Source organism: Bilifractor porci (assembly GCF_009696005.1).
Taxonomy (GTDB): domain Bacteria; phylum Bacillota; class Clostridia; order Lachnospirales; family Lachnospiraceae; genus Bilifractor; species Bilifractor porci.
In genome coordinates this window covers 25771-38757 of the sequence record NZ_VUMV01000008.1, presented here as the reverse complement: position 1 = coordinate 38757, position 12987 = coordinate 25771, and the positions used below count along the sequence as shown (strand labels likewise).

The 12987-nt window shown below is 47.2% G+C and carries 14 protein-coding genes and 1 pseudogene; 13 read left to right on the top strand and 2 right to left on the bottom strand.

From position 1 onward, the window contains the following. Positions 1-9: 9 nt before the first annotated feature. The 8 genes and pseudogenes from FYJ60_RS10370 to FYJ60_RS10345 all read left to right on the top strand — a co-directional run bounded on the left by FYJ60_RS10370 (position 10) and on the right by FYJ60_RS10345 (position 5249). Positions 10-987 (top strand): ABC transporter permease, encoded by a 978-nt coding sequence (locus tag FYJ60_RS10370; protein WP_154458622.1) that lies wholly within the window; start codon positions 10-12, stop codon positions 985-987. A 237-nt stretch (positions 988-1224) separates the two neighbouring features. Beyond that, complete coding sequence (locus tag FYJ60_RS12670; protein ID WP_330579187.1) at positions 1225-1467, top strand: alcohol dehydrogenase catalytic domain-containing protein; 243 nt, start codon at positions 1225-1227, stop codon at positions 1465-1467. Between the two features lie 185 nt (positions 1468-1652). After that, the gene (locus tag FYJ60_RS12665; RefSeq protein ID WP_235903391.1) at positions 1653-1940 is read left to right on the top strand and encodes a zinc-binding dehydrogenase; all 288 of its coding nucleotides are present in this window, start codon (positions 1653-1655) and stop codon (positions 1938-1940) included. Between the two features lie 239 nt (positions 1941-2179). Next, entirely contained in the window at positions 2180-2488 is a 309-nt protein-coding gene (locus FYJ60_RS10360) for a nucleotidyltransferase family protein (RefSeq protein ID WP_154458621.1), read from the top strand. 43 nt (positions 2489-2531) lie between these two features. Beyond that, positions 2532-3530, top strand: a complete 999-nt coding sequence (locus FYJ60_RS10355) for an aldo/keto reductase (protein ID WP_154458620.1) — start codon at positions 2532-2534, stop codon at positions 3528-3530. A gap of 101 nt (positions 3531-3631) precedes the next feature. Next, a pseudogene (locus FYJ60_RS12970) lies at positions 3632-4045 on the top strand (DUF523 domain-containing protein); the annotation flags it as partial. Continuing rightward, positions 4043-4600: a GNAT family N-acetyltransferase gene (locus FYJ60_RS12965; RefSeq protein WP_235903401.1), complete on the top strand. Its 558-nt coding sequence runs from the start codon at positions 4043-4045 to the stop codon at positions 4598-4600. The pseudogene FYJ60_RS12970 and the gene FYJ60_RS12965, both read left to right, overlap by 3 nt. Then, a complete protein-coding gene (locus tag FYJ60_RS10345) occupies positions 4584-5249 on the top strand; it encodes an esterase (RefSeq protein WP_154458619.1) in 666 nt (221 codons plus the stop codon). The genes FYJ60_RS12965 and FYJ60_RS10345 overlap by 17 nt, the downstream gene beginning before the upstream one ends. Positions 5250-5380: 131 nt before the next feature. Here FYJ60_RS10345 and FYJ60_RS10340 read toward each other — a convergent pair whose 3' ends face one another. Next, entirely contained in the window at positions 5381-6394 is a 1014-nt protein-coding gene (locus FYJ60_RS10340) for a DUF2284 domain-containing protein (protein WP_154458618.1), read from the bottom strand. Between the two features lie 100 nt (positions 6395-6494). Here FYJ60_RS10340 and FYJ60_RS10335 point away from each other — a divergent pair, with 100 nt between their 5' ends. After that, positions 6495-8237, top strand: a complete 1743-nt coding sequence (locus FYJ60_RS10335; RefSeq protein WP_154458617.1) for a BAR domain-containing protein — start codon at positions 6495-6497, stop codon at positions 8235-8237. Between the two features lie 75 nt (positions 8238-8312). Then, on the top strand, positions 8313-8603 hold the full coding sequence (locus tag FYJ60_RS10330; RefSeq protein ID WP_154458616.1) for a DUF1905 domain-containing protein: 291 nt from the start codon (positions 8313-8315) through the stop codon (positions 8601-8603). A 79-nt stretch (positions 8604-8682) separates the two neighbouring features. Here the strand turns inward: FYJ60_RS10330 and FYJ60_RS10325 are convergent, their stop codons facing one another. Beyond that, on the bottom strand, positions 8683-10122 hold the full coding sequence (locus tag FYJ60_RS10325) for a tetratricopeptide repeat protein (protein ID WP_154458615.1): 1440 nt from the start codon (positions 10120-10122) through the stop codon (positions 8683-8685). Between the two features lie 385 nt (positions 10123-10507). Between FYJ60_RS10325 and FYJ60_RS10320 the strand changes: the two genes are divergently transcribed. The 3 genes from FYJ60_RS10320 (at position 10508) to FYJ60_RS10310 (ending at position 12957) form a co-directional block, all read left to right on the top strand. Beyond that, positions 10508-11383, top strand: coding sequence for a zinc ribbon domain-containing protein (locus FYJ60_RS10320; protein WP_154458614.1), 876 nt, complete (start codon positions 10508-10510; stop codon positions 11381-11383). Between the two features lie 30 nt (positions 11384-11413). After that, positions 11414-12115, top strand: a complete 702-nt coding sequence (locus FYJ60_RS10315) for an FHA domain-containing protein (RefSeq protein ID WP_154458613.1) — start codon at positions 11414-11416, stop codon at positions 12113-12115. Positions 12116-12183: 68 nt separating this feature from the next. After that, a complete protein-coding gene (locus FYJ60_RS10310) occupies positions 12184-12957 on the top strand; it encodes a zinc ribbon domain-containing protein (protein WP_154458700.1) in 774 nt (257 codons plus the stop codon). The last annotated feature ends 30 nt before the right edge of the window (positions 12958-12987 follow it).

The following is a 12987-nucleotide window of genomic DNA, read 5'->3' as shown; positions in this document are numbered from 1 at the left end:
ACAAAGAATATGAAAAAAATCAGTTTTAAAAAGTTTTACGATGAATATGGAGTTTTCGCCATCTTGCTTGTTATGATAATTATTTTTTCTATTGCAACGCCTACTTTTTTGACTGGGGCAAATATTATTAATATCTCAAAACAGGTTGCGATTATGGCTATCTTGTCTGTTGGCATGACATTCGTTCTGATTTCTGGAGGCGGCGGGATTGAGCTTTCCATGGGCTCAGTCGTTTCTCTGGTTGTGGTTCTCATTAGCAAGTTTGTGACTGAAAATAATATGGGCATAGGAGTTTCAATGCTTATTGCGGTTATCGTTGCTACGGCGCTTGGTTTTTTGGATGGAGTTGTAATAGCAAAAATTAAAGTTCCACCGTTGATCATGACTCTTGGAATGCAGATATTCCTTTATGGTTTTACTTACACTATTTGCGACGGAAAACCAGTATATGGCATTCCGGCATCTCTTACGTGGATCGGACAGACATATCTTTTCAACGTAATTCCTGTATCAGCTCTGTTAATGATAATTATTATTATTTTAGGACAGTTCTTCCTGTCTAAAATGTATGTGGGAAGGGATTTGTTTGCAGTCGGAAGCAATGAAGATACGGCAAATCTCTCTGGTATTAATGCTGATAGAATAAGAATCATGGCTTATACATTATGCGGAACGCTGGTCGGAATTGCTGGTATTGTTATGCTTGGAAGAATCGGAAGCGGGCAACCCAGTGCCGGAGATGGCTATGAAATGGATGTTCTGACAGGCTGTGTTTTAGGAGGGGTAAGTCTTAATGGAGGGAAAGGAAACGCTGTTAAAGCTTTTTGCGGAATTTTAATTATCGGTGTTTTGAGTAATGGCATGTCTCTTCTGGGATTTGACCCTTTCATGCAGAAGATGGTAAAAGGTATTGTCCTGATTCTGGCTGTTGTGGTTGATAGCCTGCAGAATATCAAGTTAAAGAAAAAAGTAAAAGTATTGAATTAATTCTTTGAAAAGTTATGATATCAAATTATTAAGGTGTTGTTTTTTTATTTAAGACAGAAGGGATTAATGGGAAATGATGAAGGGTGCCTTCATGCGTGGCAAGGATAATATGATCATAAAGGAAATTCCGAAGTCGACGGTACTTAAAGGGTCTGCTGTGCTTTCCCTTGAATATACATCGGTATTTATGGTTCCGACGTACAATATTATCACAACGGATAGGTAGGAACCTACAAGGTGGATCTTATCCAGGATTATATGCTCGGACATGAGGCTGCCGGAATAGTCATTGAAGTTAGCGAAGGTGTTACGAATATTAAAGTCGGCGATAGGGTATGTCTTGAACCGGACGTAACGGACGGCACCTGCGAATTTTGCAAAGCCGGAAAATATAATCTCGACCCGGATGGCCAATTCCTTGCAACACCTCCTGTACGGGGCTGCAAAAAAAGGTTTATTGAGTTCCCAGCAGATTATTGATTTAAGCTTCCGGTTAATGTTTCCACAAAGGAAGGCACCCTGATCGAGTCGTTTTCTGTAGGATTCCATGCAGCAAACCAGGGCGACGTACAGGTTGGCGAAAGCGGCCGCATCCTCGGCGCAGGTACGATCGGAATGACAACCCAGCTGTTTTGAAAGGCGCATGGGGTAGGATAGATTATGTTATGGATTTGATTGACGCAAAGCTTGACATTGCAAAAAAGATGGGCGCAGATGTGGTTATCAATAGTGGAAAACAGGATGTATTTGAAGAAGTCAACAAGGCCACAAACGGAGAAGGTGCGGACAAGGTATTTGAAACGGCAGGTTCTCCTGTAACCATCGCACAGACCCCGAACCATTACGCTGGTAGGCATTTCCGTAAAGCCGGAAATCAGCTACAATTTCTTATGAAATATTCACGTATGTATGCTGCCTTCTCCGAGTCCGTTATTAGTTTATCACTTCGGTAACGGTAATTTATTGTGGAATTATATTAGCATAGTAAAATGTTTGAGTAATAGCTTTAGCTGTGAAGAATATCATTAGGAAACGCGACACATATTTTATGCCCATGTGAGCTAACACTCGTGACATTTTGTCATAAGATACAGCTCACACACTTACTGAAACGTGCATATCAGTATCCTACATAGTATAATTAAAATTCCAGGGAATCTCTTTTCTGAGTCTGTAGGAGGGAGATAATAAAATGAACACAAATAAGAACATACTAACAGTAGAAGAAATTGAAGAAGTTGCAAAACCTCTTGCTAAAAAATATCATATTGCTGAAGTTTACTTGTTTGGCTCTTATGCAAGGGGAACGGCAACAGAAGAAAGTGATATTGATTTACTGGTTTTAGGTGGAAACAATTTTATACCAACAAAATTATTTTCGTTCGCTGAGGAATTAAGAAGAATATTACAAAAAGATATTGACGGCTATGAGATTCGGGAAATTAATGTTGAAAGTGACTTTTATGAAGAAGTCATGAGAGAAAGGCGGCTTGTGGCATGAAATATTCGGTTCAGCAAAGCCTTCAAAATAGTAGGAATCATGTATGGGAGATCTTTATATCGCAAGCGACAAGCGATATGACCATATGAGGTATAATCACGTCGGAAAATCGGGACTTAAGTTTCCGGCGGTTTCGCTGGGCTTCTGGCACAATTTTGGAAATAATGGCTTTTACGACAATATGAAGGCAATCTGCAGAACCGCTTTTGATAACGGGATCACGCAGTTTGATCTTGCGAACAATTACGGACCGGAATACGGCAGAGCCGAAATCAATGCTGGACATATTCTGGAAGAGGACTTCAAGCCGTACAGGGATGAACTTATCATTACAACAAAGGCCGGTTATGATATGTGGCCGGGACCTTATGGCAACTGGGGTAGCAGAAAGTATTTGATGGCCAGCATCGATCAGTCATTGAAGAGGCTCGGCCTGGATTATGTGGATATCTTTTATCATCACCGGATGGATCCGGAAACTCCGCTGGAAGAGACGATGGAAGCGCTGGCACAGATTGTTCGGAGCGGAAAAGCGCTCTATGCCGGCATTTCCAATTATGATAAGGAGCACACGGAACAGGCGGTTCGCATCATGAAAGAGCTGCACTGTCCGCTGATAGTGAACCAGCGCAGATATTCTATTTTTGACCGGACAATCGAAAAGGACGGTGTGAAAAAATACTGCAGGGAGGCCGGCATGGGTATTATTGCCTTCAGTCCGCTTGCACAGGGACTCCTGACAGACAAGTATCTTCATGGCATTCCGGATGACAGCAGGATAGCAAGAGATCCAAGATATATTAACAAAGGTGTGCTGACCGAGGAGAAGGTTTCGCAGATTACTGCGCTTAACAAGATCGCGGAGAAACGCGGCCAGACGCTGGCAGAGATGGCACTTTCCTGGATACTTCGGGATGGAGATGTGTGTTCCGTCCTGATTGGGGCGTCAAGGCCGTCACAGATCCTGGATAATATCAAAGCGATAGATCGTACGGATTTTACAGAAGATGAGCTTCGGGAGATCGACCGGATTTCAAAATGATAAGATAAAGCATAATGTTCTGTTGTAAAGCTGCCGTATTAAGAGAACAAGTATAGAAAACAGGAGAGAACTTCCTTGTTTTGGATCATGGAATGAATCGAATGAAGGTTATGGTGAGTGCCTGTCTGACAGGTGAAAACTGTAAATATAACGGCGGGAATAACAGGGATGACAAAATCCTGCGGCTGCTGGAGGGAAATCAGGAAATTCCGGTCTGTCCGGAACAGATGGGAGGCCTGCCGACGCCGCGCGTTCCGTCCGAGATCCGTAACGGCACGGTTATGGCGAAAGACGGAAGAAATGTAGATTCGGAGTTCCGGGCTGGCGCGGCGAGATGTCTGGAAATTGCCAGGCGTGAACAGCCGGATCTGATTGTGCTTCAGCCGCGGAGTCCCAGCTGTGGAGTGGAGCAGAGATATGACGGCACTTTTTCCGGGACGCTGATCAGGGGCGCCGGAGTAACGGCGCAGCTGCTTATGGAAAACGGGTTTCCGGCGGTTGATGCCGAGGATCTGCTTGTTACGGACAGGCTGCTGCTGAGAAAATGGGCAGAGCGTGACGCGGAAGACCTGTACCGTTATGCCTCCGATCCAGATGTGGGGCCGGCTGCCGGATGGCCGCCGCACCGCAGCGTAAGCGAGAGCCTGGATGTGATACGGAATGTCTTAAATGGTGCGGAGACATACGCGATCTGTTTAAAAACGGATGGAAAAGCAATCGGCGCGATTGGGCTGAAGGTGAAGGTTCAGACAGACAGCGCGGCGGGACGTGGGGATGCGTGTGAGCTGGGCTACTGGCTTGGCAAACCGTTTTGGAGCAAGGGCATCATGACGGAAGCTGCCAGGGAAATGATCCGTCATGGCTTTGAAGATATCGGTATGAGCGCGATCTGGTGCGAATATTATGAAGGGAACAGCAGGTCAAAGCGGGTACAGGAGAAATGCGGATTTCACTATCAGCGAACCATCAGGGAGGCGGATGTACCGCTGCTGCATGAAAAACGGACGGTTTATGTGAACAGCCTGAACAGGGCAGAATATCAGGAGAGAAACGATGAGTTTTCACGTTGAAACCTTTGGAAATCCCGACGCGGATATCCTTCTGATTCAGATGGTGGATGATCACGATCTTGAAGGGATGGAGCAGGAAGTTTCAGCCGTCAGGGAGCTTTCCGGAAAGCAGGATTTCTGTATGAAGGCAGTCAGGACGGACAGGTGGAACATTGATCTGTCTCCGTGGCAGGCACCGGCGGTATTCGGAAAAGAGAATTTCGGGGAATCCGCACCGGAAACACTTGCCTATCTGCAGAACGAGATCCTTTCCGGATTCCGGTTATCCGGAAAGAAACCGAAAAGAATCGTTCTCGGAGGATACTCCCTTGCGGGACTTTTTGCGCTTTGGGCCGGGTGCCAGACAGATATTTTTTCCGGAGTAGCAGCGGTGTCACCGTCGGTATGGTTTCCCGGATTTACAGACTATTTGAGGGAAAACAGGGTGCATGCAGATGCCGTCTATCTTAGTCTGGGTGACAGGGAAGAACGAACACGAAACCCGGTCATGGCACAAGTGGGAAACGCAATCCGAACCTGTTTCGATCTATTGAAGGATACAGGGACGGACTGCACTCTTGAGTGGAATAATGGAAACCATTTCCAGGATTCGGATTATCGGACTGCTAAGGCCTTTGCGTGGGTGATGGGCAGGGATGACAGGAGCTGAATGCTGCGTATGGATTTTAACATGAATAGCTCCCTTCTAAATGAGAGTCGTTAACAGTCTGTCTTTGTGAGATTAGTATATCATTGAACAACGCCCGGATTAAGTCATATGTCAGCATATAGTAAGATCTTTCAGCGCCGATTATAAAATACCGCACCGAAAAAAGTAACAGAACCCGGTCCGTGCAGATACCGGATCCCAGCCTTTTTAGCAAGCTCACTGACAAGGAAGCCATAACCTTCAATAGAAGGAAAAAGCTGATCGGGGAACCGGCATGGGCTGTCCGGCCAGGTGCATTTTTTGCATCTGTCACAGGATTCGTTTGACAGAATCATCGCTTCCGGGAATTCCTGCCGAATCTGATCTGCCGCACGCTGAACATATCCCTTAAATTCGTGCATGGCGTTTTGAAAGGCATCAAAATCAAAGGGATCGGTTACCGGAAATGCCTTGGAAAAGACCTGCAGTTCTTCGTACTTCATGCACTGGTTCCGGCATTCCGCAAGGGTGCCGACGGCCGGCGGGCAGGCCCAGGTTGTCTGATATCTGCCGCATTTATTTTGCTTACAGAGACTTCTGACTTCCGGATAAAAAACAAGATCGGAGGGATGCAGGATTCCGCTTTCCAGAAAACCGTTTTCTAATAGTAGTTCCCGGATTCGGGCAGAGGAAAGACCTGCCTGCCGCTGTGCGGCAGCTGCTTTTTCTGCAGTTAATGCCTTCCATTCAGACATTTTCCGGCAGACGCAGTATTGGCAGAGACTGTCTGCGCCCTCCTCTCTGGCAGGACAGTAATAGACCGCTTTATCCTCCGGGAACTGCACGATCCACTTTGTCTGTCCGGCTGCGTGCAGTGGTTCCGAGAAGATGAATGCCAGAGACATGCAGGAAAGAACAATAGGAAGGTGTGCATCCGGATGATCCGGCATGTATTTTGCCAGATAAGCTTTCAGCCTTCCGCTCATTTCAGAAACTGCGTCCTCCGGAATTTCAGTATCCGGTTCCGGGATGGATTCCTGAAGCCGAAGCAATGTTTTTCGGTTAAAAGCGCTGACAGGGATGGGAAATTCGTTACACCGGAGTTTTTCCCATTCTTCATCAGAATATGTGGCAAGTATTTTTGCTTTTAATCCCTCTCTCGTCATTTTTTGTAACCCCCTTATGAACAGAGCATGGAAAATGATATGCTAGGAATAGAATAGTCATTGCAGGGACGAATGTCCAGCATTTCGGGAGGTATCGAACATGGAACTAAGTGCCGGGAGTAAGATTTATCAGATAGAGACAGGGGTTCCGGAGAGCTACAAATGGAATCCGTCAGGCAGGAGGCTGGCTGTGATGTATCGGCTTTTTTCTGCACTGCTTGTTCCTGTAGCCTGGGTATTTCTGTTATTTTTTCTCGAATGGAATGTGATACGCATCGGGTCATTGACTATCGGTGGTATTTTTTGGACCGGTGTGGCGTTGGTTGTCCTGTTTTACTCGGTTTTGATTTTCCTGAACCATTTGTTTGTCGGCATTTCCCGAAGGCTGAATCCGGAAGAAAGACATGATTACATTCTTTACTGTTTTCATCATGGAGGCAGGAGAAGCGCAAGGCTGAGAACACAGTCCCTGCTTTTTATGGCACAGCTGGATATTCGGATGCACCGCCCGGAAAGAGCAGGGGAGGCATTGGAAGAAATTCCTACCGACAAGCTTTCCGTGGAACAGATGAAACTCTATACCCTTCTGAAGCTGGCGGGGGAAGTGTTAAGTGAGGAAGGGACGACAGAGGGAACGCCTGGTGGGGAAAGTGAGACGGAGAGAACAGTCCGGGGAGAGGGAGAAAAGCAGTCTGGTGCATCGGCAGAGGACTGGTATATCCGCTATTCCGGATTTTCCGATAAAACAGGGAAGTTCCCGGAGAATGCCGCGGTAGAATCGTGGATGAAACCGAAAGCTATGGAAAATAAGCAGGCGCAGGACGAAATAATTGCTGCGGTTTCCGGTATTTCCATCGAGCCGGAGCCTCATCCGTTTTTTAATTTATTTTTCGGGATGATGCTGGCACACAGCATTTTCTTTCCGGCAGTCCAAAGCTTTACCGCTTCCGGGTGGCAGCTGCGGCCGAAGTATTCCCTTTTCGCAGGAGGGCTGGCCGGTCTCTTTGTTCTCATTCTCGGAATCGGGATTCTGTATCTTTTGCTGAAAAAACGCAGGCGCGCAGGAACTCAGGAAAGAGGGGCGGATAAAGTGCGGCTGATTATTGTCGGGATTGCCTGGGTGCTGCTTGTTCTTTCTCTTTCTGCGATGGTATTTCTTGGAAGCTGGGCTGGAACTTCGGATCAGGAGCGTGTACTGACGGATGCGGTTCCGGATCCGCTTACCGGGATTAAATATGTGTACCTTGCCGAAGAAGAGGATTACGGCGGCACCCGTTACTATCGCTCCCCTGATTTTATTTTTATGGAAGAGTGGAGCGAAGCCATATATTACGATACAGAGGCCGATCTATCGGAAGCAGTCGGAGAGGGGCCGAATACGGCATCTGCTGTGAGCGGAAACTCTGCAGAATCCGAGGTGCCGGATCAGGAAACAGGAAGCAGCAGCCTGAGTGTTTTCGCAGGAGATAGCACCGGTTCGGGGTATGACGGAGGGGCAGGTTCCGATGATAGCTTTTTCGCGCAGAACGCGATGCAGGCGGTTTATGAGTATTTGAAAAGTAAGGGAGAATTTCAGAATTTGAGCATTTCGTACAGTGCGAACGCCAAAGGAGACCTCTATGCCCGGATCGGTTCCGGGTCCGATGCGCAGGGCGCGGAGGAAAGAAGTTACGAGCTTCGCCTGTACGATAATGGGGAAAAAGAGTCCGATAGCGGGACATGCCGGGAAATTGTACTGGAGAAGGTTTATCTGGCCGGGGATGGAGAGACAGAGCTGATGGATTTTTATCTTGTGAACCGGGAGACGCTGGAGGTAACTGACGAACAAAAGACAGAGTGGTAACTGACAGATTTCCTGGTCTGCATAATTTTTCCAGAGGCGTTTGTTCATCGGGCTTTATGAAGGGAGATTATCAGAATGAAGGATAAAATATACGAATATGACACAGTTATTCACGAGATACCTGAGAAGGGAGGGGCGTATCTTACCTTTCCGTGGGATGTCCGACAGGAATTCGGAAAAGGAAGAGTCAAAGTCCATGCGGAATTTGATGGGCTTCCTTACGATGGAAGTGTCGTCAATATGGGACTGAAAAACCCGGACGGTTCCATCTGTTATATCATAGGCCTGCTGAAAAGTATTCGCAGAGAACTGGGAAAAGGCGAAGGGGATCCAGTCCATGTGAAAATCCGGGAGAGAGAATTCTGAAAAACAAAAGGAAGACGAAGGCGTTGAGTGCCATGAAAATCTATAAAGGGGTAGAGGAGTACACACGAATATTAGTACTTCAGGCGTAACGATACATCCCTGCAAACGGACCCTGCAGAGTCGGGTCAATATTGTAGTAATAGTCATATGATTCACCCAGATAACCGATAGAATCCAGGTAGAAGATTTCTCTGTAATCGGCCGTTCGGAATTCCCTGGTTACAGTCGCCTGTGTTCCGGCAGAAATAGTTCCCGTCTGCTGTGTCGCATTGGCATCACTGTATAGTGGAAGATCAATGGCAAGAGTGACAGCGACGCCCTCCGTAAAATTCTCGTCTTTCAGGTCTGAAGTGGTATCTCTGTTATACCCTCCGATATACCCTTTGTCTCTCGGCATACTTCCGATCACAGAATCCATAAGCGTTACTTCTTTATCTTTTATCATAAATTCGCTCTTTTCACAGACCCAGTTTGTCTGATCCACCTGCCAGCGCAGGTCGCTGTAGAGATGCAGGATGCCATCTCCTTTCATATCCGTATAGGAGATATCGCCGATCCCGCCGATCTGGGACTGATCGGTGATCTCGACAAGTTCGGTGTCATTATACGCGAAAATAAGTTCATATACGACGCCGTCTTCGCCGGTGTCAGAACGAAGGATGATGTTTTTGTATTGGTCTTCTGTATTGATGTCCACGGCATACGCCTGGGTTATCATGGTGTGCTGCATCTGCACGTTGAGACTCAGGTCATTGACATAAATGGTACTAAAATAAACTTGCGCTTCAAAAGGATCCATGGCACTTCCATCGGATATCAGTGCTCCAATGTTAATTTTATCTGTCGTTCCGCTGTTGTTCACGTCGACGTAGTTATCGGCGTTCAGGGTCAGTACCTGTACACCCCCAAACTTATAGTTTTCATCGCTCGTCTCCCCTGCGTCAGAGTTCATTTTATCCGTTGCACTGTCAGGATGGTTATTCAGCTGCTCCGCGATCGTTTCTCTTTTTTTGCCGGCATAGGATAGGAGCTCCTGCTCGTCATTTTTTTGGGCATAATCTTCGGCCTTTGCATAGGCATCGTCTGCCCGGTTTAAAGAATCCTCCGCATCCGCCGGTCTGTCAGCTTCCAGATTTTCACTTTTATCCATATACACATCACCAAGATCTGTGTACACTTCGGCGTAGCTGAAATCAGCATCCTCCGGTTCTACAGCATCTGTCAGGCTGATCAGGATATCTGCAGCATCCTGATAGGCATCATCAATGGAATCAATGTCATTTTCGTCCAGTGATCTGGCTTTTTCCACATAGGTATTGGAAAGTTCTCTGTAGGCGGTATCCTGCCTGGGGGCAATAGCGATTGCCGCCTGGTATGCCAGTTCTGCTTTTTCAAAATCCATATTTGAAGCATATTTGCGGCCAAGACCCAGTTTTTTCCTTAACTGCTGCCGGGGCATGTGATTAAATACCAGTAATGATCCGAACAGCAGAGTCAGGATTGCAGCAAGTAATGTCATCAGAAAAATCTTTATGTTTTGCCTTTTGCCCATATTTTCCCCACAAAGTACGATGTAATTTTATTTTTCATCTTCTCAATTTTACCACAGAAGGAAGCGTGAAGCATAGCAGACGTGCAATGTTATTCACTTCTGGATTCCTGATAGCAGTGAGAATAAATAGTTATTGTGGTATTTATGCCGATATTCTATACTTTGTAGTGCGGAAAGACGTTGGCATAAGGCCTGTTTAGAGGAGGATGAATCTTTCATCCTGTGAAATCTGTCGTCTGTCAACTTTTTTTCTGCTTATTTCCGCTTTTGTTTAGAATGGTGTCAGTTCAGAAATGGAGAGGATTTCTGGCACGGGTGATTGAATAGACAGCAATACGACTGGAGGAGTAAAATGTTCTGTACAAATTGTGGGAAACAATATGATGATCATTCCAGATTCTGCCCTTATTGCGGCACGCCGAATGCTTTTTTGGCGCAAGGAAGTCCGGACGGCGCGGCAGAAGGAAAGCGGGCGGGAGCGCAGTACCAGGAAGACGGAATATCGCGGAGAGTTGGAGGAAGTGGGAAAAAAAGGATAGGTCTGATTGCATGCCTTGCGGCGGTCATTGCTGTACTGGCAGTTGCCGGAGTTCTTCGTTCGAATGGCGGCTATAAAAAAGTAATTGGCCGCAACATCTCCCTATATGCCAGTGATAAAGACAGGAAGCTGGAGGACATTCTCAGGTTAAATCTTCCGCAATCGGTGGAAAAACCGATGATAAAGGCGATAGGCTATCTTAATATAGATGATCAGGATATAGAAAAGGCATTGAATGATGGACTGGATTCCACCAGAGACACTTTGAAAGAGGAATTTGGGGATGGCTACAAAATTTCATACAAAATCACGGATGTAGACAAGATGTCCAGAAGCGATCTGGAGAACATTGAAGAAGATTACCAGGAGCAGAAGCTGGATTTGGATGAGTATGACGATTCGTATGCAGATATACTCGGAATTTCAAAGGATGCCTATAACAAGATGGTCAAACAGCTGGAGAAGATGGACGATAATCTGTCTCATGTGAAGGTGTCCAAGGGCTATACTGTCTCCGGAGAAGCTTCCATCAAGGGCAAGAAGGATGAAGAATCTGATGATTTTGAAATCCAGGTGGTAAAAATGGATGGAGACTGGGTTATTTATCAAGCCAGTGGCGAGGGGTATTTTTTGTTTGATTCTTTTAATACAGATATTTTGGAACAGGCTTTATATCAAGCTATATGGTAAAGGGACAATCAGAAACAGAGGATAAAGCTGATGGGTGGAAGAAAACCGGCAAGACTTTATTGTTTCGCCGACAACGGAGTCAAGGGCTGCAGCCTCACAGATACCACGACATTCGGAAGAAACAGCAGGACAACCAGTCCGGACATTGCTGTAGATGTGGAGACCGTATCCAGAAGGCATGGGGTGTTCCGTCCTGAAGGATCCGGCTGGGTCTATGAGAATCTCAGTCAGAGTAATGGAACGATCTGGAAGGGAAAGGTGATGCAGAGCGGAGGCAGGGAGGAGCTCCGGGACGGAGATATCCTCCGTGTCTGCTGTCCATCCACCGGGGATTCCAGCAAGGAAGTGGTTCTTCTTTATACAGAATCGTACCACTTGAATTCCGGGTGGAAACGAGTGAGCCTGGAGAAGACAAGAGGAGAGCTGCTTGTCGGCTATGAGGTGACGGATCTGAAGAACGGGAGGGCCGGGTTCCGCTCTGCAGCCGGATTCTGTCGAACAGCCGATGGCTGGAAGATCGGGAATGTTGACGGCATGCAGAGGATTTTCGTAAACGGCATGGAGGTTTCAAACGAAGCCGGGATGCGGCCCTGCAGTCTGGTTCTGGTTAACGGGTATATTCTCTTTTATACCGGGGAGTACCTGCTGGTTCAGTATGCGCGGAAGGGGACATCCTCCTCGGCAGATGTCCGGGAGAGATTTGATGTCTATACGAGAAAAAATACTTGCTGATTCAATTTACTGCGTAGACAGGCTATAAGACTGGCGGAAGATGGAAAAAGATATGCAGGAGGAGCAGAATGTTTGAACATTTCACATCAAAAATGAAAAACTATGGGGACACAATTAAGCAGGGAGCGCAGAACATCAGCGAGACTGCTTCCATCAGTCGCGAGATCAGCCAGCTGAGAAATGATATTAATAAGACGTATCAGAATCTGGGGGAAGATTTTTATCGGCAGAACAGGACGAATGTTCCGGACCGCTACAGAGAATTTTTTGATCACCTGGAGCAGCAGACGGCGGCTCTGAAGGCGGCGGAGAAAGCTCTTCAGGACGTAAAAGGCACATGGGTCTGCCCGAACTGCGGCGCGGAGAATCCGAAAGAGGGACGCTTCTGCGGAAACTGCGGCAGCCCCAGACCGGCAGTGAAAGAGAATAAACCGGCGGCAGCGCCTGCCGGTCTTTGCCCGAAGTGCGGTGCGCCTCTGGTTGAGGGGGCAATGTTCTGCGGCAATTGTGGCTGCCGTCTGGAGAGACAGGAGATGCCCCGGAACGCATCAACTGCGGCACAGGAACCGGCTGTAGAACCTTTGATGCAAGAGGTGGATCGCGCCGTTCCGGAGGAGAGTGTAGAGGAACTCCCGGATGTAGAGCCGGAGACCATCCGGGTGACAGAAGAGACAGAAGACATACCGCGTCCGGTATTGGATACTCCGGTGGAACCGACAGAATCAATCGCCCCGGCAGCGGGAGAACAACAGCCTGAGGCAGCCCTTTTCTGCGCAAACTGCGGCGCAAAGCTGGCGCCAGATGCTGCTTTCTGCCAAGAGTGCGGGGCAAAGGTCTGCTGAAATAAAGCATGATTAAAATGAATTGGGGGA

What these genes read in the sequence shown, in the direction of transcription:
- FYJ60_RS10370 (WP_154458622.1), top strand. Translation starts at nt 10, where the DNA reads ATGAAAAAAATCAGTTTTAAAAAGTTTTACGATGAATATGGAGTTTTC.
- FYJ60_RS12665 (WP_235903391.1), top strand. Translation starts at nt 1,653, where the DNA reads ATGGATTTGATTGACGCAAAGCTTGACATTGCAAAAAAGATGGGCGCA.
- FYJ60_RS10360 (WP_154458621.1), top strand. Translation starts at nt 2,180, where the DNA reads ATGAACACAAATAAGAACATACTAACAGTAGAAGAAATTGAAGAAGTT.
- FYJ60_RS10355 (WP_154458620.1), top strand. Translation starts at nt 2,532, where the DNA reads ATGGGAGATCTTTATATCGCAAGCGACAAGCGATATGACCATATGAGG.
- FYJ60_RS10345 (WP_154458619.1), top strand. Translation starts at nt 4,584, where the DNA reads ATGAGTTTTCACGTTGAAACCTTTGGAAATCCCGACGCGGATATCCTT.
- FYJ60_RS10340 (WP_154458618.1), bottom strand. Translation starts at nt 6,394, where the DNA reads ATGACGAGAGAGGGATTAAAAGCAAAAATACTTGCCACATATTCTGAT.
- FYJ60_RS10335 (WP_154458617.1), top strand. Translation starts at nt 6,495, where the DNA reads ATGGAACTAAGTGCCGGGAGTAAGATTTATCAGATAGAGACAGGGGTT.
- FYJ60_RS10330 (WP_154458616.1), top strand. Translation starts at nt 8,313, where the DNA reads ATGAAGGATAAAATATACGAATATGACACAGTTATTCACGAGATACCT.
- FYJ60_RS10325 (WP_154458615.1), bottom strand. Translation starts at nt 10,122, where the DNA reads ATGACATTACTTGCTGCAATCCTGACTCTGCTGTTCGGATCATTACTG.
- FYJ60_RS10320 (WP_154458614.1), top strand. Translation starts at nt 10,508, where the DNA reads ATGTTCTGTACAAATTGTGGGAAACAATATGATGATCATTCCAGATTC.
- FYJ60_RS10315 (WP_154458613.1), top strand. Translation starts at nt 11,414, where the DNA reads ATGGGTGGAAGAAAACCGGCAAGACTTTATTGTTTCGCCGACAACGGA.
- FYJ60_RS10310 (WP_154458700.1), top strand. Translation starts at nt 12,184, where the DNA reads ATGTTTGAACATTTCACATCAAAAATGAAAAACTATGGGGACACAATT.